Origin of the sequence: Microbacterium sp. CFBP 8801 (assembly GCF_014839455.1) — a bacterium.
In the GTDB taxonomy this organism is placed as follows: domain Bacteria; phylum Actinomycetota; class Actinomycetes; order Actinomycetales; family Microbacteriaceae; genus Microbacterium.
This window is the reverse complement of record NZ_JACYNU010000009.1, coordinates 119,418-143,978: the sequence shown is the minus strand read 5'-3', so window position 1 is coordinate 143,978 and position 24,561 is coordinate 119,418. Positions and strand designations below refer to the sequence as shown.

Below are 24,561 nucleotides of genomic sequence, written 5' to 3'. Positions count from 1 at the left end.
AGGGGCGTCCGAGGCGTCAGGCTCCGTTGCGGCGCGCGATGAAGCCGGCGAGCAGGGCGTGCGACAGCGGAACCACCGACACGATCATCAGGATCGTGCCGAGCACGGACTGCTCGACGTGCAGCAGCACGCCGCCGACGAGCAGCCCCGTGAACAGCACCGACGACACGACTCGACGGATCATGCGCTCGAGATCGCGCAGACGACGCTCGATGCGCGGCGTCTCGACCGAGAGCGAGCCCTCTTCCAGGCGCGAGATGAGGTTGTCGGCCCGGCGCGGCAGGCGCGCGGTGACAGCGGCGACCGCTCCCACCTCGCGCACGAAGGCCTGAGCGGTGTTGCCGCTCTCTTCGCGGATCAGGCGCTGGGCATAGGGCTCGACGGCATCCCAGATGTTGAAGGACGAGTCGAGCGCGCTGCACATTCCGCTGGTCAGCGACATGGCACGCACGATGAGGAGGAAGTTCTCGGGCAACTGGAACGGGAGGGCGCGCACCACGTCGCCGAACTCGATCGCGAACGACCGGAACTCGCGCGGATCCACCTCTTGGAGCTCGGCGAAACCCATTCCGCCGAAGCGCGAGAACAACTGGGTCATCGCGCGTTCGAGCTGGATGGTGTCGGCGGAGGGCAGCAGCACTCCCACATCGCGGATGCCGTCGACCAGACCCTTGCCGTCACGCGAGGCCGCGGCGATCAACACGCGTCGAAGCCCCCGACGGAGGCTGGGAGGCACCTCGCCCATCATCCCGAAGTCGATGAACGTGAACCGCCAGGCCGGGGTGGCGGCATCCGGGGTCGAGACGGGCGTGACGAAGACGTTGCCGGGGTGCGGGTCGGCGTGGAAGAACCCGTCGTCGAAGAGCTGGTCGAACATCACGGCCGCGAAACGCGCCGCCACCTCGGACGGGTCGATGCCCGCCGCACGGAGCGCGTCGACGTCGTTGATCTTGATGGCCGTGACGTCCTGCAGGGTCAGCACGCGACGGGTGGTGCGCTCCCACACGACCTCGGGCACCGCGACTCCCCCCTCGCCCCCGAAGTCGGCGGCGAAGCGCTCGGAGTTCGCGGCCTCGTGGAGGTAGTCGATCTCTTCGAGGCTGGTGATCGCGAACTCCTCGACGAGCGAGGGCATGTCGACGCGGTCGCGGACGAGCGCGACTCTGCTCAGCCAGACGCCCACCTTGCGGAGCGCCCGCAGGTCGACGTCGACGATCCGGTCGATCCCGGGGCGCTGGATCTTCAGCACCACCGCGCTCAGGCCCGTCTCGGCGGCCAGCTCGTCGGTGAGGGTCGCGCGGTGCGCCTGGCCCAGCGACGCCGCGGCGAGCGGGCGCTCGTCGACCCGGGCGAAGGCCCGCTCCAACGGCATCCCCAGCTCGGCCTCGGCGCGGGCGCGCATCTGGGCGAACGGCACCGCCGGCACCTCGTCCTGCAGGCCCTCGAGCTGCTTGGTGATCGAGGGGGGCAGCACGTCGAGGCGCGATGACATGAACTGTCCGACCTTGATCATGAGACCGCCCAGGTCGACAGCCAGCACGTGGAAGCGCTGGGCGATGCGCTCGAGCCGCCGGGTGCGGCCCCGGGCGGAGATCCACCCGAGACCGAACCGCGGCAGGAACAGCTCATACCACCAGGCCTGCACGAGGTATCTCGCGGCGAACCCCGTGATCCGTCGGTAGCGGGCCTTCATGAGGGCGTCGTCGGTCATCGAATCTCCTGGATGCCGACGAGCGCTCCGCACGCGTCGAGCTCGAGCAATCTCAGCCCTGGGCGAGGATGGAGTAGAGCTTGCGACGCGCCTCGTCGAGGATCTCGACGGCCTGCGCGACCTGCTCCTTGTCGCCCGTGCGCGCGACCTGCGCCGCCGCCTGGGCCAATTCGACGCCGGCCTTGGGCAGTGCCGTCATCCGGCCGCTGTCACGCGAGGTCGCGGACTCCCACGGCGCGGTGCGCTCGGTGGTCTCGTCTCCCGCGGCCGCGCGGCCCTCGGCGGTGAGCGAGTAGGTCTTGCGACCGTTGGACTCCTCGGACTGCACGAGTCCTTCGTCGGTCAGCAGCTGCAGGGTGGGGTACACCGAGCCGGGGCTCGGCTTCCACGATCCCCCGCTGCGGTCCTCGATCTCGCGGATGATCTGGTAGCCGTGCATGGGCTGCTCGATCAGGAGCGAGAGGACGGCCGAACGCACGTCGCCCTTGTTCATACGCGGGGCGGCGTTGGTCTTCTGCTCGAACTGCGTGCGCAACTGCTCCATCGCGTCGAGGATGTTGGACATCGGCCAGCCGGGGGTGTTGTTGCCGCCGCGTCCGCCGAACGCGTCTCCCAGGAATGAACCACTCATGACGACCTCCTTCGCGCGGACCCGATCTGGGCCAGCGATACATAACGATATATCGCTATCGGTCGGCGAAGGTCGCTCGCGGGCGAATTCTCAGTACCAGTTCACCGACTGCGAGTGCCCCCAGGCGCTGCACGGCGTGCCGTATCCGCGCGAGATGTAGTCGAGGCCCCACGCGATCTGGGTGGCGGCGTTGGTCTGCCAGTCGTCGCCGAACGACGCCATCTTGCTGCCCGGCAGCGACTGCGGGATCCCGGTCGCACCGCTGGAGTTGTACGCCTGGTAGTTCCAGCCCGACTCCTTCTGCCACAGCGACGACAGGCACGAGAACTGGTCGCTTCCCCAGCCGTACTTCTGGGCCGAGAGCTGCGCCGCGTAGTCGCGCGCACCGTCGGGGGTGTTCACGCGGGCGAGCATCGCGGCGGCGTCCGCCTGTCGCTGCGCCTCGGCGGCGGCTGCGGCCTCGGCCTGTCGCTGCGCTTCGGCGGCGGCATCGGCGGCCGCCTTGGCGGCCTTCGCCTCGTCGAGGCTTCCCTGCACCTGCGCCACGCGCGCGGTGACGCGCTCGGTCTCGGCCTGCGCGTTCTGGCTCAGTGCGGGCACGAGCAGGACCGGCAGCAGGTCGGTCGAGTCGAGGCGCTCCACCGCGTCTTGGAGCGCGCTCGTGTCGATGGAGGCATCGCCGATCGACAGGGGAAGGCCGGTCGTCGCGACATCGGCCTCGACGGCCGTTGCGCTCGACAGCGCGGCCTGCGCCGCCGAGGTCGCGGTGGCGGCGCCGGTGCTGATGGCGTCGAGGGTCGGCGCCGTCGACACCGGTGCGGCGGTGCCGGGAGCAGAGAAGGAGGATGCCGAGGCATCGGGCAGCGACGTGGGCGCGGCGATCGCGAGCCCCGTGGTCGCCACGAGCCCGAAGGCGAGTCCGGCGCACGTGGCGGCAGTGACGAGGGTGCGACGGGCGCGGTGGACGTGGGCGAGCTTCAGGTCGGAACGCAGCAAGGAGGAATCTTTCGTCGGGGGCGCGACTCGTCGGGATCGAGCGCGAAATCGTGCCGTCGGGTCGGCACAAGTCCCCGAGTGTGGGTGGCGCTTCTGAGCGTTATCTCTTCGTTACCTGGGAGGGGCGTGAGAGCGCAGTCCTCGAACCACCCCTGGGCGGAGCCTGAGCGCGGCACCGGCGGGTGCATCGGGAGCGGAGCAATTTACGCCTGACCGGGATTTCCCTCACCGTTCGCGCGCCCCGACGGGGGTCGGCACCTCGCTCCACGGGCATCGCCAGCGCTCCCACGCGAAACGGGCCGATCCGCGAGCGAGAATTCTCGGCGGATCGGCCCGTTCGGCCGCGGTCGGCGGAATCGACCGTCAGGCTCGGTGCGCGCGGTAGTACTCGAGCAGGGCGGCGGTGGAGGCGTCCTGGGCGGCGAGGGCCTCGTCGTCGCCCTCGATCGCCGGAGCGATCTGGAGGGCCAACTGCTTGCCCAGCTCGACACCCCACTGATCGAAGGAGTTGATGCCCCAGATGGTGCCCTGCGTGAAGGTGATGTGCTCGTAGAGGGCGATGAGCTGGCCCAGCACCGACGGCGTCAGCGACGGCGCGAAGATCGACGTGGTCGGGCGGTTGCCCGGGAAGGTGCGTGCGGCGACGAGGGCGCCGGTCGTTCCTTCGGCCTCCACCTCTTCGGCGGTCTTGCCGAAGGCCAGGGCCTTGGTCTGGGCGAGGAAGTTCGCCAGGAACAGCCCGTGCACGTCGCGTCCGTCGTCGGCGAGCGGGTGGGCCGGGTTCGCGAAGGCGATGAAGTCGGCCGGGATGAGCCGCGTGCCCTGGTGGATCAGCTGGTAGAACGCGTGCTGACCGTTGGTGCCGGGCTCGCCCCAGAAGACCTCACCGGTGTCGGTGGTGACGGGAGTGCCGTCCCACCGGACCGACTTGCCGTTGGACTCCATCGTGAGCTGCTGCAGGTACGCCGCGAAGCGGTGCAGCTGCTGGGCGTACGGCAGGACGGCGTGCGACTGCGCGCCGAGGAAGTTCGTGTACCAGACGTTCAGAAGGCCCATCAGCACGGGCACGTTCTGCTCGACGGGCGTGGAGGCGACGTGCTCGTCGACGACGTGGAAGCCGGCGAGCAGCTCGCGGAACGCGTCGGGGCCGAGGGTGATCGCCAGGGACAGACCGATCGCCGAGTCGACGGAGTAGCGGCCGCCCACCCAGTCCCAGAAACCGAACGCGTTGGTCGGGTCGATGCCGAAGGCGGCGACCTTGTCGAGCGCCGTCGACACGGCGACGAAGTGGTGGGCGACGGCGTCGGTGCGCGCGGCGTCGGTGTCGTCGATCGCCCCCGCTGCGGCGAGCTTCTGCCACAGCCAGTCGCGAGCGAGGCGGGCGTTGGTCAGGGTCTCGAGCGTGGTGAAGGTCTTGGACGCGACGATGAACAGCGTGGTCTCGGGGTCGAGATCAGCGGTCTTCTGCGCGATGTCGGTGGGGTCGATGTTGGAGACGAAGCGCGCGTGGATGCCGGCGTCGGCGTACGGAAGAAGGGCCTCGTAGACCATGACCGGACCGAGGTCGCTGCCGCCGATGCCGATGTTGACGACGGTGGTGACCTTCTTGCCGGTCACCCCGCGCCACTCGCCCGCCCGCACGCGATCGGCGAAGACGCTCAGGCGGTCGAGCACCTCGTGCACGTCGTGATCGATCTGCTGGCCGTCGACCACGAGGGCAGGCGCGGCGCCCGCCGGGCGACGCAGGGCCGTGTGCAGCACCGCGCGGTCTTCGCTGGTGTTGAGGTGTGCGCCCCGCAGCATGTCGGCGAAGCGCTCGCGCACGCCCGTCTCGCCCGCGAGAGCGACGAGGGCGTCGAGCACCTCGGCGGTCACGAGGTTCTTGGACAGGTCGACGTGGAGGTCGCCGACGCTGCGCGTCAGGGTGCTCGTGCGGTCGGCATCCGCGGCGAACCAGCCGCGCAGGTCGGGATCGAAGGCGTCGCGCAGGGCGGTCAGTCGGGACCAGGCGGCGGTGGTGGTGGGGTCGATAGGCGCAGTCACGAACTCCACGCTAGCGATCCGGACGGCAGCGCACATCGCGGATGACGAAGCCGGGGGAACACGCTAATGATCAGCGGTGTGGGGAGAAGGGGTCGAGCCCGGGTCGGGGGGCGCGATCTCGCGTTCGGCATCCCACGGCTCCGTCCAGCCCAGGCGGTCAAACAGCCCGTCGAGCACCATCGCGGTGAACCCCCAGACCGTCTGCGGACCCCCGGCCGTCTCGAGCGAGAACGCAGGCCCCCTCCACTCCCGTCCGTCGCGGCGGATCACCGTCGACCCGCGACGCGCCGGGTCGAGCAGATCTGCGACGGGCGCGCGGAACACCTCGGCCGACTCGGCCCGGTCCACGGCGCGCACGGGCGTCGGGCGCGCCCACCAGCCGATCACCGGGGTGACCTCGTGCCGGGAGAACGCCAGGGGGACGGCGTCGAGCGCGCCCAGCACCTCGACCCCGGCCGGATCGAGCCCCGTCTCCTCTCGTGCCTCCCGCAGCGCCGCCGCCACGGCATCCGCATCGTCCGGGTCGACCCGCCCACCGGGGAAGGCCACCTGGCCGGGGTGGGCGCGCAGCGTGCTCGCCCGAGCCAGAAGCAGGACGTCGAGGTCGCTCGGGACGTGGGTCGCCCGTCGCCGACTCGGGATGCCGTCGAGCACGCCGAACAGGATGAGCACCGCCGCCGCGCGCGCCTCGCCCTCGACCGGCAGCGCCTGCAGGGCGGTGAAGGCGTCGGCGGGTGCCGGTCCGGTCCGCGGCCGACGGACGAGGTCTTGCAGTTGCGCACGGGGCGAGGGCATGGATCGATTAGATCACCGCGCCCGCCGCTCGCTCAGCCGTTGCAGGCCCAGCCGTCGCCGTCGCACGGGTCGGTCAGTCTCGGCGCGATCAGCCCGCCGCCCGAAAAACGAACATGTCATCAGCCGACCACTCGTGCTGATCGTCGCACCGGTACCCCCGCAGCCACGCTCGGTCGTCGATCACCCTCAGATAGAGGCCTGCCGGGAAGTCGGGGTCGTCTCGAAGGCGCGGAGCGGCGATGGTGAGGGATCCCGACGGCGCGCGACCGACGCTCAGCACCCTGTCGGGGGCGGACGCCTGGTCGTGCAGAGCCAGTCGGAGGTACGCCGCGGTGGCCGGGGGGCAGAGTCGGAGCCCGTGGGCCCCCGCGCGCTCGTAGATCTCAGGGAGTGTCCCCCCTTCGGGAAGACCGAGCTCGCGCACCGAACGCTCCACGATCACGAGCGTCTCGGCTTCGGAAGGACCCTCGACCGCCGCCGCGGCCAGGAGCGTTTCGGCGTGCACGTTGAGGAGGACGCCCGCGTCGCCGAGTCGCGCGAGAAGCTCCTCGTGGGAGAGACCGCTGACGAGAACACGCCGCCCCGGCGTCGCACCGTTCTGAAGTCCTGTCACTCACCGAGGCTACTCGCGGCGAGATCTCACCGTGAGGCGGTGGCGTTCAGGACGGTGAGGGTGGGGTGGGGTCCTCGTCGGTCAGCCGCGTCCGCCGGGAGCGGCGCCCGCGGTCGGGGTGGTGGTGGTGTCGACGCGGACGCCCAGAGCGACCGTCCAGCCTGCGGTGTTGTCGCCCGAGGCGGTGGCGAGCTCGAGCGCTCCCCCGTCGTCGCCGAACACGTTGTCGCTGTCGAGCGAGACGCGGGAGAGATTGGATGCCGACGACGGATACGCCGCGTCCGCATAGACGACGTCGCACGCGGCCTGCGGCAGGGCCACCTGCGAGGTCGCGATCGCCTGGGAGGCGTCGGTGATGGCATCCACATTCGGGTACACCTCGAAGTGGATGTGGGGCCAGCGGCCGTCGTAACAGCCGGGGAAGATCGAGGTGAACGACACGACGCCGTCGGATCCGACGACCTGCACGCCCCGGAGGTACGTCTGGTCCTCGATGCCCGAGGAGTACATCGAGTAACGCCCCTCGGTGTCGCAGTGCCACACGTACACGGCGGCACCGGCGAAGGGCACGTCGCCGCCGGCGGTGTCGAAGATCGTGAGGTTCAGGGTCATGGGCACGCCCGTGGCCGTGGCGCCTCCGTCGAGGCTCGTGCGCAAGTCGCTGCGCACGATGCCGGACCGCTCGAGGACGTCGGGGCCGTTCGACCCGTCACCCGGGTAGGGCCCCGCGGTCTCATCGGGGATCTCACCGGCGGGCAGGGCGGCGGCCGCGCTCGCGGCCGAGGCGGTGGGTGTCGCCGAGGCGGTCGGAGTGGCGGTGGGCGTGGCGGTGGGGGTCGCCGTGGGCGTCGCCGTCCCGGTCGCGGCCGGGGTGCAGGCGGCGAGCGCGACCGCACCGGCACTGAGGGTGACGAGACCCAGGATGCCGCGGCGCGACACGAGCGTTCGGATGTCGAACGGTGCCCCCTGGTCGACGACCGGCTCGTCGGCACGGTCGAGCAGACGGCCCTCGTACGCGGGGCCGTCGGGGGTCATCTGGGTGTCGGGAATCCTGGTCATGGCCGCCTCCGGGTGTCGGGTGATGTCGATGGGTCGACTGTGCGCGACGCACCCTGTCCGGGACTTGACCGATCCTGTGCGCGAGCTATGCGATCCGCCGCCCCGCGATCGTCGCCCACGACCCGCGCGCGGAATCCGCGTGTGAAGATGAACCGACAGGAGGTGGGCGATGTCCGAGACGCTGCACGCGGTGACGCTGGTCGTCGACATGCCCATCACCAAGATCGACGCGTTGGACGTCATCGCGCTCGCTGCCGACGGAGGGGTCGACGACGCCGGAACGGCGCGCCCCCGGGTCTGGTTGGCCCCGCACGCCTGGGCCGAGGTCGAGATCCCGAAGTTCGCCGATCCGCCGCCGTTCGCGATCGACGTCTACTCCGACGTGTCGGGTGAGATCGCCTGGGCGCAGGCTCGCCGGTTGCACGACGGCCTCGAGCGCCTCGGATGGAACGTCGGGCCGCCGCGCGCGGGAGTGCGCTGACCGCACCCGCGGGAGCCGTCCGCGCGGCGGCGACCCGCGACCGCTCGGCTCAGAGCGGCAGGTCCGCCAGCACGGCGCTGCGCTCCCAGAGCTGTCGCGCCACCACGGGGTCATCGGCCAGCCGGTTGGTCTTGGCCGCCTTGTTGTTCGAGTAGAAGCCGCCGGGCACCCAGTCGACGCCGGGCTTGCCGAGGGCGAGCCAGGTCAGGCGCGCGCCGCCGACCGACGTCGACGTCATGAGGCGTTGGGCGAGCGGTCCGCCGTAGAGGAACTTCCACGGTCCGTCGCTGGTCGATCCGAAGTTCGAGGCGATCACGCCCGGGTGGAAGGCCACGGCCGAGAGACCCGCATCGCCGAAGCGGCGGTTCAGCTCCTTGGTGAACAGAACGTTCGCCAGCTTCGCGTTGCCGTACGCCGCGGTCGAGGAGTAGCGGTGCTCTCCCTGCAGATCGTCGATGTCGAAGCGGGGGAAGAGCCTGGCCGCAGCGCTCGAAGTCTGGATCACCGACGCCTGCGACTCGATGAGCCGCTCGCGCAGCAGGTTCGTGAGCAGGAAGGGCGCGAGATGGTTCACCTGGAACGTGGTCTCGTAGCCGTCGGCCGTCAGGGTGCGCTCGCCGAACACGCCCCCGGCGTTGTTGGCGAGCACGTCGATGCGGGGGTAGCGCTCCAGAAGGGAGGCCGCGAGCTCGCGCACCTGCGACAGCTCGCTGAAGTCGGCGACGAACGACTCCACCCCGAGCGTGCGCGCCACCCGGGCGGTCTTCTCGGGGTTGCGCCCGACCACCACCACTTCCTCGCCGAGCTGGGCGAGTTGTTTCGCGGACGCGGCGCCGATGCCGTCGCTGGCGCCGGTGATGACGATGGTGCGGGTCATGCGAACCTCCTGGTCGATGTCGTCACGCTAGTGCGGGCACCGGTGACAACCGCGGGGCTTGCCCTCGGCATCCGCCCTCCCCGACAACTCACAGCCCGCTCCCAGCCCCGCGGGACCAAAACCGGCGGCGATGACGTTCTTCCCCGTATCGCCCGATTCCGGGCGTCTGAACGAGAGGACACACCCGTGAGCACGGAGTACCGGAAGACGTCGGAGGCGTTGAGCCGTCTTACCGACCGCCAGTTCGCCGTCACGCAGGACGACGCCACCGAGCCGCCGTTCCGCAACGAGTACTGGGACAACCACGAGGACGGGATCTACGTCGACGTCGTGTCGGGGCAGCCCCTGTTCTCGTCGAGGGACAAATTCGAGAGCGGTTCGGGCTGGCCGAGCTTCACCCGCCCCCTCGACGACGCCGCCGTCGTCGAGAAGAAGGACCGCACCCTGTGGATGACGCGCACCGAGGTGCGCTCCGCCGGAGCGGACAGCCACCTCGGGCACCTGTTCGACGACGGCCCCCGCGATGCTGGCGGGCTGAGATACTGCATGAACTCGGCGGCGATGCGTTTCGTGCCGGTCAGCGAGCTCGACGCCCAGGGGTACGGCGCGTACCTCCCCCTGTTCCGCGAGAGCCCCGCCTCGTGAACCTCTTCCCGTTCCGCAACCGCAAAAGGAGCACCACCATGACCAGCGGACCTTCCGACACCGGCGAGATCACCCGCCGCCCCGGCACCGAGACCGCCGTCCTCGCGGGCGGCTGCTTCTGGGGTGTCGAGGACCTCATCCGTCGCCAGCCCGGCGTGCTCGACACGCGCGTCGGGTACACCGGCGGTCAGAACGAGCACGCCACTTACCGGAACCACCCCGGGCACGCCGAGGCCGTCGAGATCGTCTTCGATCCCACGCAGACGAGCTACCGCGACATCCTGGCGTTCTTCTTCCAGATCCACGACCCGTCGACGCTGAACCGTCAGGGCAACGACGTGGGTACGAGCTACCGCTCGGCGATCTTCCCGCTCTCCCCCGAGCAGGAGAAGGTCGCGCGCGACACGATCGCCGACGTCGACGCCTCGGGCATCTGGCCCGCGAAGGCCGTCACGACGATCGAGCCCGAGGCCGCGTTCTGGGAGGCCGAGCCCGAGCACCAGGACTACCTCGTGCGCATCCCCCACGGCTACACGTGCCACTTCGTGCGCCCCGGTTGGGNGGCCCTCGTCGTATCAGGCGAGCAGTTCGTCGAGCAGGCGCTGCACCCGGGTCTTGATGTCGTCGCGGATCGGCCGCACCTCGTCGAGGCCCTTTCCCGCCGGGTCGGTGAGCTCCCAGTCCTCGTAGCGCTTGCCGGGGAAGATCGGGCACGCGTCGCCGCAGCCCATGGTGATCACCGCGTCGGACGCGCGCACGTCATCGGTCAGCAGCAGCTGCGGCACCTCGGCGCTGATGTCGATGCCCTCCTCGGCCATCGCCGCGACCGCCATCGGGTTGAGCGTCGCGCCCGGGGCGCTGCCTCCGGACAGGACGGTGACGCGGTCGCCGCCGAGCGCGCGCGCGTAACCGGCGGCCATCTGGGAGCGTCCGGCGTTGTGGACGCAGACGAAGAGGACGGTGACGGATTCCATGCCCTCATCATCGCGCACGGCAACCCCCGCTCGCGCCGGTAACGCGCTGCATAGGCTCGCCGGATGAGCGCATACGACGTCATCGTGGTGGGCGCGGGCCTGGCCGGGCTCCGCTGCGCGACCCACCTGGCCGAGTCCGGTCGCGACGTCGTCGTGCTGGAGGCCGGCGACACCGTCGGCGGACGAGAACGCACCGACGTCGTCGACGGGTTCCGCCTCGACCTCGGGTTCCACGTGCTGGACCCGGCGTACCCGGCCGTGCGACGGTGGGTCGACGTCGACGCCCTCGCCCTCCGGCGCTTCCCCGTCGCCGTGGGCGTGCGGCTCGACGACCGCCTCGCACGGCTCGCTCATCCGCTGCGCCACCCGCTGTCGATCCCCGCGACGCTGTCGAGCGGACTCGTGCGACCCGCCGACCTCGTCGCCCTGGCGCGCTGGGCGGCCCCCACCCTCGCCTCCGCCCGCGCGGCGAAGACCGGCCCCGACCGCACGCTCGCCGAGGCGTGGGATCGCACCGGGCTCCGCGGCGCGCTGCGCGAGAGCGTGCTCGAGCCGTTCCTCGCCGGTGTCCTCGCCGACGATCGGCAGGAGACCTCCGACGCCTTCGTGCGCCTTCTCATCCGCAGCTTCGCCCTCGGCCGCCCGGGCGTCCCTGCCGCGGGCATCGGTGCGCTTCCCGCGCAGCTCGCCGACACCGCGCGGCGCGCCGGGGCCGGCATCCGGCTGTCGCACCGGGTCGTCTCCACCCGCCGCCGCGCGCACGGCTGGCACGTGGGCGTCGAGGGCCACGAGGCCGTGACGGCGCGCGCCGTCGTCGTCGCGACCGGGCTCGCGCCCGACCTCGACGTCCCGCTCCCCCGCCCGCGGGGCCTGCAGACGTGGTGGTTCGCCACCGATCGGTCGCCCAGCACCGACGCCGCTCTGCGCGTCGACGGGCGCCGTCGCGGACCGATCGTCAACACCGCGATCATGACGAACACCGCCCCCACGTACGCGCCGCGCGGGCAGCACCTCGTGCAGGCGACGTGCGTGATGCCGTCGGAGGCGTCGGAGGACGGCATCCGTCGCCAGCTCGCCGAGATCTGGGATGCCGACACCCGCCCCTGGCGCCTGCTCCGCCGCGATGATGTCGTCGGCGCGCTCCCCGCGCAGGACCCGCCGCTGCGGCTACGTCGCCCCGTCAGGCTCGACGACGGACGGTACATCGCGGGCGACCACCGCGACACCGCGTCGATCCAGGGCGCGCTGGTGTCGGGGCAGCGGGCCGCCGAAGCCGTGCTCGCAGACCTCGCCGGCTGAACGGGCACCCGGGCGGTCGGCGAGATGCCGTCTCAGACCGCTCCGGCGACCTCGCCGCGCGCCGCCAGCGCCGTCAGGGCCTCGCCGGTCACGCGACGCGTCGTCCACTCCTCCATCGCCTCGGCCCCGAGCGCGCGGTAGAAGCCGATGGCGGGCTCGTTCCAATCGAGCACGGTCCACTCCAGACGCGTGTACTGCTTCTCGAGGCACTCCGCGGCGAGCGCCGACAGCAGGGCGACGCCGTAGCCGTGCGAGCGGTACTGCTCGTGCACGTACAGGTCTTCGAGCCAGATGCCGTGGCGGCCGGTCCACGTGGAGTAGGTGAGGAACCAGATCGCGATGGCGCGGATGCCGTCGGGCCCCTCCACGACGAACGCGAACGCACGGGGATCGTCGCCGAACAGGGTCTCGGCGATCATTCCGGCCGTGTTGACGACGGCATCCGGCTCCTTCTCGTAGTCCGCCAGCGCCTGGATGCACGCCAGGATGCCGTTCTCGTCGCCGGCACGCGCGGCGCGCAGCACGGCGCCGTCTCGAAGGTCGGTCATGGGCGGGGCTCCCAGCTCTCGGCTGCGACCCGGCGGAAGTTGCCGCCGAGCACCGCAGCGACGTCGGTGTCGCTCCATCCTCTCGCCTGCAGCGCTCCCCGCAGGTCGACGAACGTCTCGGGCGGCATCCACTGCAGCGGCCCCCACCGGGTGTAGCTCTCGTCGTACAGCTCGGGGGTCCCGGCGATCGTGGCGCGGAAGGTCTGCCAGTCGAACGAGAAGTCGGTGCTCACCCCGACGTGCCGGATGCCGACGACCTCGACGGCGTGATCGAGGTGGCGCACCATCGCCTCGAGGGTCGGGGTGTTGGGGCCGAGGAAGATCCCCACCCCCGTGATGCCCACCACTCCCCCGGTGTCGGCGACGGCTCGCGCCTGGTCGTCGGTGATGTTGCGCGGGTGCTCCCACACCGCGCGCATGTTGGAGTGGCTGAAGACGACCGGTCGGGTCGAGACCGCGCACAGGTCGAACGTCGTCCGCGCGCCGACGTGCGAGCCGTCGGGCACCATGCCGCGCGCGTTCATCTCGGCGACGAGGTCGCGCCCCCACCCGGTGAGGCCGTCGTCGACCGCGTCCAAGCAGCCGCCGCCGGCGCGGTTGGCGTGGTTGTAGGTCGGCGCCAGGGTCCGCACACCTTGCGCGACGAGGCTCTGCACCGCGTCGAGGTCGCCGCCGAGCGGCGCGCAGTCCTCGAGGTCGAAGGCGACGGCGGTGTCGCCTCGCGCGGCGATGCGGTCGATGTCGGCGACGGTAGCGGCCAGCTCGAGGCCGTCGATCGCGGTGACCTGCGCCCGGAAGGAACGCAGCAGCGATGCCGTGAGCGCGGGCGAGTGAGGGGCGAATCCGACGTTGAGCGAGACGTATCCCCCGCCGCCGCCGCGATAACGGCGCAGTTCGCCGAGGTCGGCCGTCTCCACGAGCTCGACGCAGGCGTGCTGGTCCCAGAGCATCTCAGACGCCCGCAGCAGAGACGCCCGCGGGAGCGAGGGCCGTGCCCGCCGGGGCGAGCGCCGGGTCGACGGCCTCGCGCTCGTCGAAGACGAAGCACTCGCCATTCCAGTGCGCACCGCCCTGGGCGGCGAACCACCCGAGGATGCCCCCGTCGAGCTGATAGGCGTCCAGCCCCTCGTCGCGCAGGTACAGCGCCGCCTTCTCGCAGCGGATCCCTCCGGTGCAGAAGCTCACCACCGTCTTGCCGGCGAGTTCGTCGCGGTGGGAGTCCGCGGCATCCGGGAACTGGGTGAAGCGCTCGATGCGCCAGTCCTTCGCACCCGCGAAGGTGCCGTAGTCCACCTCGAACGCGTTGCGGGTGTCGACGAGCACGACCTCGCGGCCGTCGTCGTCGCTGCCCCGATCCAGCCACCGGCGCAGGGTCTCGGGCGACACGGCGGGGGCCCGGCCGTCCTGCGGGCGCACGTCGGGGCGGTCCATGCGGATGATCTCGCGCTTGACCTTCACCAGGAGCCGCCCGAACGGCACGGTGTCCGACCAGCTGTCCTTCGTCTCGAGGGCGGCGAACCGCTCGTCGGCGCGCAGGTGATCGACGAAGGCACGCACGGCGTCCGGCGCTCCGGCCAGGAAGAGGTTGATGCCCTCCTCGGCCAGCAGGATCGTTCCCCGCAGTCCCGCCGCCCCGGCCCGATCGCGGAGCGTCTCGCGCACGACAGCGGGATCGTCGATGCGCGTGAAGAGGTACGCCGAGACGTTGAGGACGGATGCCATGTCTCCAGCGTACGAAAGCGTCAACCCGGCGAGCGCCCCTCGACGCATCGCTTAGCGTGGCAGGACGACCCCGTCTGGAGCCCGCCGTGCCCGAAAGATCCGCTGTGACGCCCGATACTGTGCCGCTCACCACCGTGTCGGTCGTCATCCCCGTTCTCGACGACGGACCGCACCTGCGGCGGTGTCTGCGAGCCCTGGCGGCGCAGACCACCGTCGCCGACGAGATCGTGGTCGTCGACAACGCCTCGACCGACGACAGCGCCGACATCGCCCGCGCCGCGGGTGCTCGCGTCGTGTTCTGCGGCGAGCGCGGCATTCCCGCCGCCGCCGCGACCGGATACGACGCCGCCCACGGCGACCTGATCCTGCGTCTCGATGCCGACAGCATCCCCGAGCCCACGTGGGTGGCGAGCATGATCGACGCGCTGAGCGACCCCGCGGTCGATGCCGTGACCGGCGGCGCCGTCTTCCACGACGGTCCCGTCGCCGGGCGAGTGGCCATGTCGCGCGCCTTCTTGGGCACGTACGCCGCCTTCGCGTTCCCCGCGCTGGGCCACACGCCGCTCTGGGGGTCGAACATGGCGTTCCGGCGACGCGCCTGGAATGCGGTCCGCGGTGAGGTGCACGTGGACCCCGAGCTTCACGACGACCTCGATCTCGCGTACCACCTCGGCCGACGTCACCGTATCCGCTTCGTCCCCGGCCGGCACATGCGGGTGTCGTCGCGTACGGTCGAGCCGCGCCGCTTCGTCCGCTGCTTCCGCCGCGGGGCGGGGACGGTGTTCGCACACTGGCCGGGCGACATCCCGCCCGCACGGTGGGCGCGGCTCGCGCACCGACGCGCGACCCACGCCGGCCGCGCCCGCGAGGTCGGCGCTCCGGGTCAGTCGCGCAGCACGCGCAGCGGGGCGGGTCGCTGATGGCCGGCATCCTGTTCCCGAACGTCGACGCACCCGACCTGCACGTCATGAGCTTCAACGTGCGACGCCGCTTCGAACGCCTCACGTGGCCGCCCGCCGACCGGTGGCCCCTGCGCAAGCAACGCCTGCGCACCTTCCTCGGCGCGAACCGCCCGCACCTGCTCGGCTCGCAGGAGGCGATGCCCGACCAGGCGCGCTGGGTGCAGGACTCGCTGGGTACGCGCTACGGGCGGGTGGGCCTCGGTCGCGGCAAGGACCGCGGCGGCGAGGGCACGCCGCTGTTCTACGATCGCGACCGCATCGAGCTGGAGGACTGGGAGCAGGTCATGCTCTCCGACACCCCGACCGTGCCGGGTTCGACGGGGTGGGGCAACACCATCCCCCGCGTCGCGGTCATCGCGCAGCTGCGCGACCGCGCGACCGACGCGCGCTTCACCTTCGTCAACACCCACTTCGACGCGTTCTCACGACGAGCCCGCAAGCGTTCGGCCACGTGGCTGCACGACCTGGTCGCCGATCGCACGCGACCGCTGCTGTTCACCGCCGATGTCAACGCGCCCATCCGCTCCGACGAACTCGCCGACATGTTCGCGGCGGGTCTGCTCGTCGACACGTGGTCGTACGCCCCCACCCGACGGACCGCCGAGTGGGGCACCTTCAACAACTACGCGCGCCCGAAGCTCGGCGCTCGGCGCATCGACGCCGTGCTCGCGACCCCCGACGTCGGGGTGCGCGCCGTGGGCATCGACCCCCGGCCGACGGGCACCCAATGGCCGAGCGACCATCTGGCCGTGCAGGCCGTCGTGCGCATTCCCACCGGGGCGGCATGATGGCGCACGGACGAGCTGTCGACACGAGGGAGGGGCACCCGTGATCCGGGCCATGTACGCCAACCTGAAGCGCCCGCCGCGAAGCGTCACGGATTGGGTGACCGATGCCGTTCGTGCGCTCGCCATCGTGCTCGTGATCGTCTCGCTGTTCACCCTGCCGTTCACGGACTTCGCCGTGCTGTCGATGTCGCTGCCCGCGGTGATGCTCTCGCGCATGATCGGCCTGCGTTCGGGCCTCGACCTCGTCACCTGCGTCACCGTGTTCGTCGCCGCCGGCAGCAACGTGCTCGAGCTGTATCGGGCATGGACGGGGTGGGATCTCGTCGTTCACCTCGCCTGCACCGGTCTGCTCGCCGCCGTCGCCCTCGTGCTGCTCGACGATGCCGGAGTCGTCGCGCCGACCGGGCGTCGCCGCACGCCGATCGTCGTGGCCACCCTCGCGGGCCTCGCGCTCAGCGCCGTGTGGGAGATGATCGAGTGGTTCGGCTACCGCTTCATCACCGACGCGATCTTCGTCACCTACGACGACACCATCGGCGACATGATCGCGGGCGGGGCGGGAGCACTCATCGCCGGCGTGCTGGCATCCCGCTTCCGGCTGACGCGCGAGGAGCGCGCGCCGCTCTGAGCCGTGAACCGGCGACGCCCCGCGGGGCGCCGCCGGTCGCCGACCTCAGATCTTCCCCGCCACGTCCGTTCCGACGAGGTCACCGTCGGGGTTCGGCTCGCTCAACTGCTCGCCGGGCGCGGTCGACCCCTCGAGCGGGGGCAGCGCGGCCTCGACGCGGGAGCCGACCTCGGCATCCACGTTCTTCCAGTACTGCACGGCGCGCTCGCGCACCTCGGCGCGGGTCACTCCGCCGACGTGCCCGGTGATCGTCTCGACGAGGCGGTCGCGCTGCTCGGCCGACATGACCTCGCGCACCAACGTGCCCGCCTGACCCCAGTCGTCGTCTTCGGCGTGCAGGGTGGCCGCCGAGCGGACGAGGTCGCCGTCGCTCTGCCAGCCGCCGTCGCCCGCGCGGCGCGGGTCGGCCGCGGGGCCCCCGACCGAGTTGGGCGCGTACACGGGCACCTCGGGCGGGTTGTACTCGTAGCGCATCGCGCCTTCCTTCGAGTACGAGTGCACCTCGGTGTGCGGCCGGTTGACCGGCAGCTGCTGGTAGTTCGTTCCCACGCGGTAGCGGTGCGCGTCGGCGTAGCTGAAGATGCGGGCCTGCAGCATCTTGTCGGGGCTGCCGTCGATGCCGGGCACGAAGTTCGACGGCTCGAAGGCCGCCTGCTCGATCTCGGCGAAGTAGTTGCCCGGGTTGCGGTTCAGCTCCATCGTGCCGACCTCGATCTCGGGGTAGTCGCTGTGCGGCCACACCTTGGTCAGGTCGAAGGGGTTGAACCGGTACGTCTTGGCGTCGTCGTACGGCATGATCTGCACCTTGAGCGTCCACGTCGGGAACTCGGCCCGCTCGATCGCGGCGTAGAGGTCGCGAATGTGGAAGTCGGCGTCTTGACCGGCGATCTGGTCGGCCTCGTCTTGCGTGAGCGTCTTGTGGCCCAGGTCGGTGTGGAAGTGGTACTTGACCCAGAACCGCTCCCCCTCGGCGTTGATCCACTGGTACGTGTGCGAGCCGTAGCCGTTCATGTGACGCCACGAGGCCGGGATGCCGCGGTCGCCCATCAGCCAGGTCACCTGGTGCGCGCTCTCGGGAGACAGCGTCCAGAAGTCCCACTGCATCGTGTTGTCGCGCAGGTGGCTGCCCGGCAGGCGCTTCTGCGAGCGGATGAAGTCGGGGAACTTGATGCCGTCCTTCACGAAGAAGACCGGGGTGTTGTTGCCGACGAGGTCGTAGTTGCCCTCGGTCGTGTAGAACTTCAGCGAGAAGCCGCGCGGATCGCGCCAGGTGTCGGGGCTGCCCTGCTCGCCGGCGACCGACGAGAAACGGGCGAGCATCTCGGTCTCGACGCCGGGCTGGAACAGAGCGGCGCGCGTGTAGGCCGACACGTCGCCGGTGGTGCGGAACGTGCCGAACGCTCCGCCGCCCTTGGCGTGCACGACGCGCTCCGGCACCCGCTCGCGGTTGAACTGCGCGAGCTTCTCGATGAGGTAGTGGTCGGTGAGGGCGAGGGAGCCGTCGGCTCCGACGCTCTGCGAGTGTTCGTCGCTGGCGACCGGGGCGCCGTTGTTGGCGGTGGTCGGGCTCTGCGGGGTGGTCGGCTCGGTCATGGCTCTCCTGACGTCGTGGGCCGCGAAACGAAGGCCCACCTCGACGCTACGCAGGGGCTCCGACATCACTCGGGCATTGCGGTTGCGTGCCCGACCACGTAGGGGCGCACCCGGTGTCAATCCCCCGAGCGCGCCCTCGCGCCGCCGAGAGCATGAGCGCACACCAACGGAAGGACGCAACCATGTCGAAGGATCTGTCGAAGGGCGACCGGGTCAGCTGGAACACTCCGCAGGGGCGCACGCAGGGTGAGGTCGTCGAGAAGAAGACGAAGGATTTCGAGCACGACGGCCAGAAGTTCACGGCATCAGATGACGAACCGGCCTACCTCGTGAAGTCCGAGAAGTCGGGCGCGAAGGCCGCGCACAAGGGTTCGGCACTGAACAAGCTCAAGGGCTGACCGGGCACGCGGTGCCGAACTCCTGAGTTCTCGGCGGTCGGGTGCGTATATCGCCCCGACGCGGCGCGGACGCGCGAAAACTCAGGAGTTCGGCACGCGGCGCGGACGGCTTCGCCGACCGCCGACGAGAGCGCGGCGCCCGAGGGACCGCCCTACCCCTTCGCGTCGCGCCGCTTGCGCATCTGGGCCAGTGCGAGGCTCAACCGGTGGTTGCCCGCCAGCACGTCCTCGTGGCGCTCGAGGAACGCCCAGTACGCCTCGGTGAACACGGAGTCCTTGGCATCCGCCGCCGACGGCCACCACGAGCCCATCCTCTGCAGGTACGCCCCGCCCGACACGTACGGCTTGGTCGCGACGAAACCGCCGTCGGCGAACTGGCTCATCCCCATGACGTTGGGCACCATGACCCAGTCGTACGCGTCGACGAACAGGGCCAGGAACCAGTCGTTCACCTGTCGCGGGGCGTAGCCCTGCAGCAGGAACCAGTTGCCGAGCACCATCAGCCGCTCGATGTGGTGCGCGTAGCCCCACCGGTGCACGCGTTCGAGCACCGTGCGCACGGGGATCGGCAGGGTGCTGGGCATCCGTTGCGCGGTGTACCAGTACTTCTCGATGCGCTGCTCGAGGTGCAGCGCGTTGACGTGCTCCAGCTTCGGGTGCGCCCGGTACATGCCGCGCATGTACTCGCGCCATCCGATCACCTGGCGGATGAACCCCTCGACGGATGCCAGCGGGGCATCGGTCCGCGTCGCCGCGGCGACCACCTCCTCGACGGTCAGCAGGCCGATGTTCAGCATCGGCGAGATGATCGCGTGGAAGAGGAAGGGCTCGTCGGCCTTCATGGCGTCTTCGTAGCGTCCGAAGTCGTTGAGGCGCTCGGCGACGAACACGTCGAGCCACTGCCTCGACTGCTCCGGCGTGACCGGCAGCCAGAACTTCCCCGCCGCGCCGGGCTGGTCGGGGAAGAGCTCGTCGACCTCGGCGATGACCTCCCTCGTGATGTCATCATGCTCGAGCTGCGGCAGTGCCGGGATCTCGACCCCCTTCTTGGGCAGCGGCTTGCGGTTGTCGGCGTCGAAGTTCCAGCGACGCCCCGCGGGCTTCCCCCCGTCCATCAGGATGCCGGTGCGCCGGCGCTGCCAGTGGTAGAAGTCCTCCATGAGCGGCGTCGGGTGCTCGGCGAACCACCGGTCGACCTCGTCTTCGGGGGTGAGGAACAGCCCGTCCGAGAGGATGTCGGTGTCGACTCCCCGCTTCTCGCACAGACGCGCGATGCGATCGTCGACCGGGCGGTTCGGGTCGCTCATCCACCGCAGCGTCCCGACGCCGTGATCGTCGAGCAACCGCGTCAGGCCGGCCGCGAACCCGAGATCGTCGCGCAGGGTGATCCGACGCACGGTGCGCCCCTCGGACTCGAGCCGTGCGGCGGTGTGTCGCATCGCCGAAACGAGCAGCACGATCTTGTGCCGGTGGTAAGGGAGCTTCCGGAACCTCGGCGCGGATTCGATGAAGAAGAACTCGTCGACGTCGGCGTCGGCGTAGGCGGGGTGCTCCTCGAACTGCTGCGTCGCCAGGATGAGCGCCGCGGTGACCTTCGCCGACGCACTCACGCGCTCCTCCGAGCTGCGGCGGCCTTCGCTCGGCATCCGCGCGAGCAGTAGAGCACCTGATCCCACTGATCGCGTCCGCTCCACCGCTTGCGGTCGGTGAAGGGCCGGCCGCAGAACGCGCAGGGCTTGGAACGCACCTCGGGTCGTGACATGCCGTCATCGTCGCAAGACCCGACCGTGCGCCCCGGGGGCTTGCGCCTCGCACACGGGTACGGTCCGCGCAATCCCCGCGCGCGATGAGCACGGGACGTGGTCGGGTGGCGGCATGAACTCGACACCCGGCCACGGCCACGACGACACCGCCGATCAGCCCGACGAACTCGAGACGGCGGACGCCCCCGAGATCCCCGACACCACCGACGGCGACGACGCGCCCGTCGACAACCCCTCCGGCGGCTGAGCCGACACCCCCCGCGCGGCGAGCCGCCGCGGGGGGCGTGCTCTCAGTCGGTCAGGTCGAACGTCTCGTTCTCGCCGCCCCGAGGACGTTCGCCGGTGACCTTCGACGTCACCAGGGCCACCGCCGTGGCGATGCGACCGCCCGCACTCCCCCAGTACTCGCCGGTCAACGCCGACACCTTCAGCAGCGTCACCCCGGGCGACTCGGGCCCCTCCGGGAACCACGCCTCGACGCTGGTCGACCACAGCTCCTTGAGCTTGGCCAGGTCGTCCACCACCTCGCCCTCACCGGCGAGCGAGAGCCAGAGACCGTCGGAGCTGAAAGACAGGCCCACCTTCGGGTCGCGCCGCACGTGCTCGACGGCCGACGCGTGCGTCCCCACGATGAACCACAGGTCACCGTCGGACTCGGTCTCCTGCACCGTGAGTGGGTGGGCGTGCAGGTCGCCGCCCTCGGCCCGCGTGGTGACCATCGCGAACCGGAACTTCTTGAGCAGATCGTTGAGCTTCTCGAGCTCGGACGGGGTGGAGGACATGACGGTTCCTTTCTTCGGAACTCTCAGCAGACCCCGACGGCGCGCGGCACGCTACGGATTGACCTCGCCGCCGGCATCTGCTCCCGAGGCGGGCGGTGCGAGCCCGTCGAGTTCGGCGACGGCGTCGGTCGCGCGACCGATGCGCGCGTCGACCTCCTCGTCCCACCAGCGCGGGCCGCGCTCGCCGAGCCCCGTTTTCGCCAGGCCCACCCGGCGGCGCGCCGCAGCGACCGCGTCGTCGTCGCCCGCGCGCTTCCCGGTGCGCACGGCGGAGCGCGCCCGACCCAGATGCGAACGCAGACGTGCGGCGAGGTCGTCGGGCAGGGCGGGGTCGGTACGCCGCCAGCGACGGCCGTCAATGACGAGCCACCGCTCGTCGTCGGAGGGGGAAGGGTCGCCGGATGCCATGACTCCAGTGCACACGTTCGACGCCGTCAGCATCCTCTCGGGCACAGAACCGGTATCCGTGATAACGTAGAGCCATTAATTCTGGGACTTGCTTCATGGACGACCGCCTCATCGCAGAGATGCCGGGCGCACAGCGCCGAGCCGTGAGTGACAGCATTCCCTCCCCCTACCATCGCGTGCCTCGCTCGACGGCTTCGGTCCTCGCCTCGCACTCGCGGAAAGTTTCTGTGTCCTTGCTTCACCTTTCGCCACTATCGTGGCGCCAGGCCGATCTCGACGTCTTCGTCGCGATGGCCGGATCCGACTACGCCGGTTTCGTCGGCGCGGGCACCTCGGGCTTCGAAGCCCAGGGTCCGCTCGGCGAGAATCTCGGTGTCCACACGTCCGTCGACGCGGCTCAGGCCGCCGTCAACGGGCATCGCGTACGAGCCACCAGTACGGTGACTCGGCGTAACCCGTCCGCTCCGCACGCGCCGGAGCGGCGCCCACGGCCGCGACTGCGGCCCAACATGAATAAAGGAAGAACACGATGGCCACTGGCACCGTGAAATGGTTCAACTCCGAAAAGGGCTACGGCTTCATCGCTCCCGATGACGGCTCCGCCGACCTGTTCGCGCACTTCAGCGCGATCCAGGGCAACGGCTTCAAGGAGCTGCAGGAAGCGCAGAAGGTCGAATTCGACGCCGAGCAGGGCCCCAAGGGCATGCAGGCTGCGAACATCCAGCCCCTCTAAGCTCCGCTTACCTCGGAAGCCGGGACCCGTCGCCTCGCGACGGACCCGGCTTTCGTCGTTCCCGGGGGGCGTCGGCGACCTTCGCGTCCGCGCCGGCGTCGTCTGCGTCTCTTCGCATTTCCCGTGAGCCTCCTGCACATGTGGATGTATTCCGAACGCCCCATACGGTCCCCCGTAGTGTGATCCTCAGACCGGGGTATCCACCTCGGCTCCCGACCACGGTCAACCCGATTAGAGGAGCAGTCCATCGCCTCCACCATCGTCGAGTCCCGCCTCGGCCCCGTTCGTCAGACGTACTCCGGCACCACCGAATTCCCCCCGATCGCGAAGGCCTACACAGAGTTGTCGTCGGTCGTCCGCGAGAGCGGCCTCCTGGCCCGCACCCCCCGGTTCTACCTCGTGGTGGGCATCGCGATCACCCTCGGGTTCGCCGCCACCATCACCGGTTCCATTCTTCTGGGTGACAGCTGGTTCCAGCTTCTGATCGCCGCGGCACTCGGCATCCTGTTCACCCAGGTCGCGTTCCTCGCCCACGAGGCGAACCACCGCCAGATCCTGGCATCCGGTCCCGCGAACGACCGGTTGGCACTGTGGATCGGCAACGGCATCGTCGGCATGAGCCAGTCGTGGTGGGCGTCCAAGCACACGCGGCACCACGCCAACCCCAACCGCGTCGGCAAAGACCCCGACATCGAGATCGACACGATCTCGTTCCTCGACGAAGACGCCGCCAAGGCCCGCGGCATCCAGCGCTGGATCACCCGGCGACAGGGATGGCTGTTCTTCCCCCTGCTCACGCTCGAGGGCCTGAACCTGCACGCCCTCGCCTTCCGCCACCTGTTCTCTCGTCAAGAGGTCAAGGGCCGCTGGCGCGAGTTGGCTCTGCTGGCCGTGCGCCACGCGCTGGTGCTGACGCCCATCTTCGTGTTCCTGCCCCTCGGCATGGCGTTCGCCTTCCTGGGTGTGCAGCTCGCCGTCTTCGGCGTGTACATGGGAGCGTCCTTCGCCCCCAACCACAAGGGCATGGCCGTCATCGAACCCGGAGCAAAGCTGGACTTCTTCAGCAAGCAGGTGCGCACCTCGCGCAACATCTCCGGCGGCTGGTGGGCCACCTGGCTCATGGGCGGTCTGAACTACCAGATCGAGCACCACCTGTTCCCGAACATGGCCCGCCCGCAGCTCAGCCGCGCCCGCGCCATCGTCCGCGAGCACTGCCAGACCCTCGGTGTGCCGTACGTCGAGACGACCCTGCTGCAGTCCTACGGAATCGTCATCCGCTACCTCAACGAGGTCGGACTCGCGGCCCGCGACCCGTTCGACTGCCCGCTGACCGGCTCGTCGCGTCACCTCGCGGTCAAGTAGCAGCACGCAGCACCACGACGGCGCCGCCCCCTCCGGGGGACGGCGCCGTCGCTGTATCACCCGCGGGCTCTAACCAGAGGGCTGTCACCCGCGGGCGTCGGTGCGCGGCTCGGGGCAGTCCTCCCCGTCGCGGGTCGCGCGCTCGAAATGCCACCGCTCGTTCGCGTACGTCTGGCAGAGCCCCCACGCGCGACCGTGCTCGATGAGCCACAGCTGCGCGTCGAGCGAGCCGATGTCCACCGCCCGGCCCGTCACATGACTCGACCGCTCGGGTGTGGCCACGAGCTCCCGCGCCGTCTCTTCACTGCCGGAGGTGGCGATCGCGTCGGCCAGCAGCCACCGTTGATAATCGGCGCTGCGCCACCCGCTCGTGATGTCGAAGGTGACGCCGTCGTCGAGGGCGGCGACCTGCGCCGCGCGCAGGGCCTCACGCAGACCTTCGTCGAGGCGCACCATCGCGGGATGCTCGTCTTCGTCGACGCTCAGCGGGAGTGCCGCGTCGACGACGCCGTCGTCGATCGTGGGGGCGGATCCCGTCGCCGCGAGCACGCCCGAGGTGAACGAGATGGCCGTCGTCGAGGCGGCCAGGGTGATCGCCGCCGTGAGGACGACGACGAGGCCGCCGCCGATGGTGAGCAGCGCCAGACGGCGTCGGTGTCGAGAAGAAGAGGGAGCAGAGGTCGGGGGTGCCATGGACCCAGTCGAGCGCCCGCCGCGTTGCAGGATCGTATGCGACGCCGCATACGACGC

The 24,561-nt window shown here is 70.5% G+C and carries 28 protein-coding genes and 1 pseudogene; 11 read left to right on the top strand and 18 right to left on the bottom strand.

Going from position 1 to position 24,561, the window contains the following annotated elements:
* Positions 1 to 16: 16 nt before the first annotated feature.
* The 7 genes from IFR11_RS12120 to IFR11_RS12090 form a co-directional block, all read right to left on the bottom strand.
* Positions 17 to 1,711, bottom strand: a complete 1,695-nt coding sequence (locus IFR11_RS12120) for an ABC1 kinase family protein (RefSeq protein WP_191916318.1) — start codon at positions 1,709 to 1,711, stop codon at positions 17 to 19.
* A 52-nt stretch (positions 1,712 to 1,763) separates the two neighbouring features.
* The gene (locus IFR11_RS12115; protein WP_055835753.1) at positions 1,764 to 2,342 is read right to left on the bottom strand and encodes a PadR family transcriptional regulator; all 579 of its coding nucleotides are present in this window, start codon (positions 2,340 to 2,342) and stop codon (positions 1,764 to 1,766) included.
* Positions 2,343 to 2,432: 90 nt separating this feature from the next.
* The gene (locus IFR11_RS12110) at positions 2,433 to 3,338 is read right to left on the bottom strand and encodes an aggregation-promoting factor C-terminal-like domain-containing protein (protein WP_055937498.1); all 906 of its coding nucleotides are present in this window, start codon (positions 3,336 to 3,338) and stop codon (positions 2,433 to 2,435) included.
* 363 nt (positions 3,339 to 3,701) lie between these two features.
* Positions 3,702 to 5,417 carry a glucose-6-phosphate isomerase gene (pgi, locus tag IFR11_RS12105; protein WP_191916317.1) on the bottom strand — a complete coding sequence of 572 codons (1,716 nt, stop codon included), beginning with the start codon at positions 5,415 to 5,417 and terminating at the stop codon, positions 3,702 to 3,704.
* Positions 5,418 to 5,444: 27 nt separating this feature from the next.
* Complete coding sequence (locus tag IFR11_RS12100) at positions 5,445 to 6,176, bottom strand: NUDIX hydrolase (RefSeq protein ID WP_191916316.1); 732 nt, start codon at positions 6,174 to 6,176, stop codon at positions 5,445 to 5,447.
* A gap of 88 nt (positions 6,177 to 6,264) precedes the next feature.
* Positions 6,265 to 6,789: a hypothetical protein gene (locus tag IFR11_RS12095; RefSeq protein ID WP_191916315.1), complete on the bottom strand. Its 525-nt coding sequence runs from the start codon at positions 6,787 to 6,789 to the stop codon at positions 6,265 to 6,267.
* Between the two features lie 81 nt (positions 6,790 to 6,870).
* Positions 6,871 to 7,848 carry a dioxygenase family protein gene (locus IFR11_RS12090; RefSeq protein ID WP_191916314.1) on the bottom strand — a complete coding sequence of 326 codons (978 nt, stop codon included), beginning with the start codon at positions 7,846 to 7,848 and terminating at the stop codon, positions 6,871 to 6,873.
* 169 nt (positions 7,849 to 8,017) lie between these two features.
* On the opposite strand from IFR11_RS12090, the gene IFR11_RS12085 reads away from it, so the two are divergent.
* A complete protein-coding gene (locus tag IFR11_RS12085) occupies positions 8,018 to 8,329 on the top strand; it encodes a hypothetical protein (RefSeq protein ID WP_055835734.1) in 312 nt (103 codons plus the stop codon).
* Between the two features lie 49 nt (positions 8,330 to 8,378).
* Here IFR11_RS12085 and IFR11_RS12080 read toward each other — a convergent pair whose 3' ends face one another.
* Positions 8,379 to 9,206 carry an SDR family NAD(P)-dependent oxidoreductase gene (locus IFR11_RS12080; RefSeq protein WP_055835731.1) on the bottom strand — a complete coding sequence of 276 codons (828 nt, stop codon included), beginning with the start codon at positions 9,204 to 9,206 and terminating at the stop codon, positions 8,379 to 8,381.
* 186 nt (positions 9,207 to 9,392) lie between these two features.
* Between IFR11_RS12080 and msrB the strand changes: the two genes are divergently transcribed.
* Together msrB and msrA are read left to right on the top strand one after the other, a co-directional pair.
* Positions 9,393 to 9,851, top strand: coding sequence for a peptide-methionine (R)-S-oxide reductase MsrB (msrB, locus tag IFR11_RS12075; RefSeq protein WP_055835728.1), 459 nt, complete (start codon positions 9,393 to 9,395; stop codon positions 9,849 to 9,851).
* 38 nt (positions 9,852 to 9,889) lie between these two features.
* Positions 9,890 to 10,412: pseudogene (gene msrA, locus IFR11_RS12070) on the top strand (peptide-methionine (S)-S-oxide reductase MsrA); the annotation flags it as partial.
* Between the two features lie 14 nt (positions 10,413 to 10,426).
* Here the strand turns inward: msrA and IFR11_RS12065 are convergent.
* Positions 10,427 to 10,825, bottom strand: a complete 399-nt coding sequence (locus IFR11_RS12065; RefSeq protein WP_055835721.1) for an arsenate reductase ArsC — start codon at positions 10,823 to 10,825, stop codon at positions 10,427 to 10,429.
* Positions 10,826 to 10,888: 63 nt separating this feature from the next.
* On the opposite strand from IFR11_RS12065, the gene IFR11_RS12060 reads away from it, so the two are divergent.
* The gene (locus IFR11_RS12060) at positions 10,889 to 12,124 is read left to right on the top strand and encodes an FAD-dependent oxidoreductase (RefSeq protein WP_191916313.1); all 1,236 of its coding nucleotides are present in this window, start codon (positions 10,889 to 10,891) and stop codon (positions 12,122 to 12,124) included.
* A gap of 32 nt (positions 12,125 to 12,156) precedes the next feature.
* Here the strand turns inward: IFR11_RS12060 and IFR11_RS12055 are convergent, their stop codons facing one another.
* From IFR11_RS12055 to IFR11_RS12045, 3 genes are read right to left on the bottom strand one after another with little or no spacing between them, the layout of a single operon-like run.
* Complete coding sequence (locus tag IFR11_RS12055) at positions 12,157 to 12,672, bottom strand: GNAT family N-acetyltransferase (RefSeq protein ID WP_191916312.1); 516 nt, start codon at positions 12,670 to 12,672, stop codon at positions 12,157 to 12,159.
* Positions 12,669 to 13,622, bottom strand: a complete 954-nt coding sequence (locus IFR11_RS12050; protein ID WP_191916311.1) for a dipeptidase — start codon at positions 13,620 to 13,622, stop codon at positions 12,669 to 12,671. Before IFR11_RS12050 ends, IFR11_RS12055 begins: the two co-directional genes overlap by 4 nt.
* A 1-nt stretch (position 13,623) precedes the next feature.
* Complete coding sequence (locus IFR11_RS12045; protein WP_191916310.1) at positions 13,624 to 14,394, bottom strand: sulfurtransferase; 771 nt, start codon at positions 14,392 to 14,394, stop codon at positions 13,624 to 13,626.
* Positions 14,395 to 14,498: 104 nt separating this feature from the next.
* Here IFR11_RS12045 and IFR11_RS12040 point away from each other — a divergent pair, with 104 nt between their 5' ends.
* From IFR11_RS12040 to IFR11_RS12030, 3 genes are read left to right on the top strand one after another with little or no spacing between them, the layout of a single operon-like run.
* A complete protein-coding gene (locus tag IFR11_RS12040) occupies positions 14,499 to 15,314 on the top strand; it encodes a glycosyltransferase family 2 protein (protein ID WP_342030295.1) in 816 nt (271 codons plus the stop codon).
* Positions 15,314 to 16,144 (top strand): endonuclease/exonuclease/phosphatase family protein, encoded by an 831-nt coding sequence (locus IFR11_RS12035; protein WP_191916308.1) that lies wholly within the window; start codon positions 15,314 to 15,316, stop codon positions 16,142 to 16,144. Before IFR11_RS12040 ends, IFR11_RS12035 begins: the two co-directional genes overlap by 1 nt.
* A 40-nt stretch (positions 16,145 to 16,184) precedes the next feature.
* Entirely contained in the window at positions 16,185 to 16,772 is a 588-nt protein-coding gene (locus IFR11_RS12030) for a hypothetical protein (protein WP_082509377.1), read from the top strand.
* A 45-nt stretch (positions 16,773 to 16,817) separates the two neighbouring features.
* On the opposite strand, the gene IFR11_RS12025 is transcribed toward IFR11_RS12030, so the two are convergent.
* Positions 16,818 to 18,365 (bottom strand): catalase, encoded by a 1,548-nt coding sequence (locus IFR11_RS12025; RefSeq protein WP_191916307.1) that lies wholly within the window; start codon positions 18,363 to 18,365, stop codon positions 16,818 to 16,820.
* A 182-nt stretch (positions 18,366 to 18,547) separates the two neighbouring features.
* Here IFR11_RS12025 and IFR11_RS12020 point away from each other — a divergent pair, with 182 nt between their 5' ends.
* Complete coding sequence (locus tag IFR11_RS12020; RefSeq protein ID WP_191916306.1) at positions 18,548 to 18,763, top strand: DUF2945 domain-containing protein; 216 nt, start codon at positions 18,548 to 18,550, stop codon at positions 18,761 to 18,763.
* A 152-nt stretch (positions 18,764 to 18,915) separates the two neighbouring features.
* On the opposite strand, the gene IFR11_RS12015 is transcribed toward IFR11_RS12020, so the two are convergent.
* Entirely contained in the window at positions 18,916 to 20,373 is a 1,458-nt protein-coding gene (locus IFR11_RS12015) for a cryptochrome/photolyase family protein (RefSeq protein WP_191916305.1), read from the bottom strand.
* Positions 20,370 to 20,525 carry a DUF2256 domain-containing protein gene (locus tag IFR11_RS12010; RefSeq protein WP_082509373.1) on the bottom strand — a complete coding sequence of 52 codons (156 nt, stop codon included), beginning with the start codon at positions 20,523 to 20,525 and terminating at the stop codon, positions 20,370 to 20,372. Before IFR11_RS12010 ends, IFR11_RS12015 begins: the two co-directional genes overlap by 4 nt.
* Before the next feature lie 113 nt (positions 20,526 to 20,638).
* On the opposite strand from IFR11_RS12010, the gene IFR11_RS16645 reads away from it, so the two are divergent.
* Positions 20,639 to 20,773, top strand: coding sequence for a hypothetical protein (locus tag IFR11_RS16645; protein WP_268773221.1), 135 nt, complete (start codon positions 20,639 to 20,641; stop codon positions 20,771 to 20,773).
* A 43-nt stretch (positions 20,774 to 20,816) separates the two neighbouring features.
* On the opposite strand, the gene IFR11_RS12005 is transcribed toward IFR11_RS16645, so the two are convergent.
* Both IFR11_RS12005 and IFR11_RS12000 read right to left on the bottom strand, forming a co-directional pair.
* Entirely contained in the window at positions 20,817 to 21,308 is a 492-nt protein-coding gene (locus IFR11_RS12005; protein ID WP_055835696.1) for a pyridoxamine 5'-phosphate oxidase family protein, read from the bottom strand.
* Between the two features lie 51 nt (positions 21,309 to 21,359).
* On the bottom strand, positions 21,360 to 21,716 hold the full coding sequence (locus IFR11_RS12000) for a biopolymer transporter Tol (RefSeq protein ID WP_191916304.1): 357 nt from the start codon (positions 21,714 to 21,716) through the stop codon (positions 21,360 to 21,362).
* A 529-nt stretch (positions 21,717 to 22,245) separates the two neighbouring features.
* On the opposite strand from IFR11_RS12000, the gene IFR11_RS11995 reads away from it, so the two are divergent.
* On the top strand, positions 22,246 to 22,449 hold the full coding sequence (locus IFR11_RS11995; RefSeq protein WP_055835690.1) for a cold-shock protein: 204 nt from the start codon (positions 22,246 to 22,248) through the stop codon (positions 22,447 to 22,449).
* A 246-nt stretch (positions 22,450 to 22,695) separates the two neighbouring features.
* Positions 22,696 to 23,811 carry a fatty acid desaturase family protein gene (locus IFR11_RS11990; protein WP_082509371.1) on the top strand — a complete coding sequence of 372 codons (1,116 nt, stop codon included), beginning with the start codon at positions 22,696 to 22,698 and terminating at the stop codon, positions 23,809 to 23,811.
* 84 nt (positions 23,812 to 23,895) lie between these two features.
* Here the strand turns inward: IFR11_RS11990 and IFR11_RS11985 are convergent, their stop codons facing one another.
* Complete coding sequence (locus IFR11_RS11985; protein ID WP_191916303.1) at positions 23,896 to 24,504, bottom strand: M15 family metallopeptidase; 609 nt, start codon at positions 24,502 to 24,504, stop codon at positions 23,896 to 23,898.
* Between the last annotated feature and the right edge of the window lie 57 nt (positions 24,505 to 24,561).

Bases quoted from the DNA above. Each gene is read 5' to 3' on its own strand.
- IFR11_RS12120 (WP_191916318.1), bottom strand. From the start codon at position 1,711: ATGACCGACGACGCCCTCATGAAGGCCCGCTACCGACGGATCACGGGG.
- IFR11_RS12115 (WP_055835753.1), bottom strand. From the start codon at position 2,342: ATGAGTGGTTCATTCCTGGGAGACGCGTTCGGCGGACGCGGCGGCAAC.
- pgi (WP_191916317.1), bottom strand. From the start codon at position 5,417: ATGTGCGCTGCCGTCCGGATCGCTAGCGTGGAGTTCGTGACTGCGCCT.
- IFR11_RS12100 (WP_191916316.1), bottom strand. From the start codon at position 6,176: ATGCCCTCGCCCCGTGCGCAACTGCAAGACCTCGTCCGTCGGCCGCGG.
- IFR11_RS12090 (WP_191916314.1), bottom strand. From the start codon at position 7,848: ATGACCAGGATTCCCGACACCCAGATGACCCCCGACGGCCCCGCGTAC.
- IFR11_RS12085 (WP_055835734.1), top strand. From the start codon at position 8,018: ATGTCCGAGACGCTGCACGCGGTGACGCTGGTCGTCGACATGCCCATC.
- IFR11_RS12080 (WP_055835731.1), bottom strand. From the start codon at position 9,206: ATGACCCGCACCATCGTCATCACCGGCGCCAGCGACGGCATCGGCGCC.
- IFR11_RS12065 (WP_055835721.1), bottom strand. From the start codon at position 10,825: ATGGAATCCGTCACCGTCCTCTTCGTCTGCGTCCACAACGCCGGACGC.
- IFR11_RS12060 (WP_191916313.1), top strand. From the start codon at position 10,889: ATGAGCGCATACGACGTCATCGTGGTGGGCGCGGGCCTGGCCGGGCTC.
- IFR11_RS12055 (WP_191916312.1), bottom strand. From the start codon at position 12,672: ATGACCGACCTTCGAGACGGCGCCGTGCTGCGCGCCGCGCGTGCCGGC.
- IFR11_RS12050 (WP_191916311.1), bottom strand. From the start codon at position 13,622: ATGCTCTGGGACCAGCACGCCTGCGTCGAGCTCGTGGAGACGGCCGAC.
- IFR11_RS12045 (WP_191916310.1), bottom strand. From the start codon at position 14,394: ATGGCATCCGTCCTCAACGTCTCGGCGTACCTCTTCACGCGCATCGAC.
- IFR11_RS12035 (WP_191916308.1), top strand. From the start codon at position 15,314: ATGGCCGGCATCCTGTTCCCGAACGTCGACGCACCCGACCTGCACGTC.
- IFR11_RS12025 (WP_191916307.1), bottom strand. From the start codon at position 18,365: ATGACCGAGCCGACCACCCCGCAGAGCCCGACCACCGCCAACAACGGC.
- IFR11_RS12020 (WP_191916306.1), top strand. From the start codon at position 18,548: ATGTCGAAGGATCTGTCGAAGGGCGACCGGGTCAGCTGGAACACTCCG.
- IFR11_RS12010 (WP_082509373.1), bottom strand. From the start codon at position 20,525: ATGTCACGACCCGAGGTGCGTTCCAAGCCCTGCGCGTTCTGCGGCCGG.
- IFR11_RS16645 (WP_268773221.1), top strand. From the start codon at position 20,639: ATGAACTCGACACCCGGCCACGGCCACGACGACACCGCCGATCAGCCC.
- IFR11_RS12005 (WP_055835696.1), bottom strand. From the start codon at position 21,308: ATGTCCTCCACCCCGTCCGAGCTCGAGAAGCTCAACGATCTGCTCAAG.
- IFR11_RS12000 (WP_191916304.1), bottom strand. From the start codon at position 21,716: ATGGCATCCGGCGACCCTTCCCCCTCCGACGACGAGCGGTGGCTCGTC.
- IFR11_RS11995 (WP_055835690.1), top strand. From the start codon at position 22,246: ATGGCCACTGGCACCGTGAAATGGTTCAACTCCGAAAAGGGCTACGGC.
- IFR11_RS11985 (WP_191916303.1), bottom strand. From the start codon at position 24,504: ATGGCACCCCCGACCTCTGCTCCCTCTTCTTCTCGACACCGACGCCGT.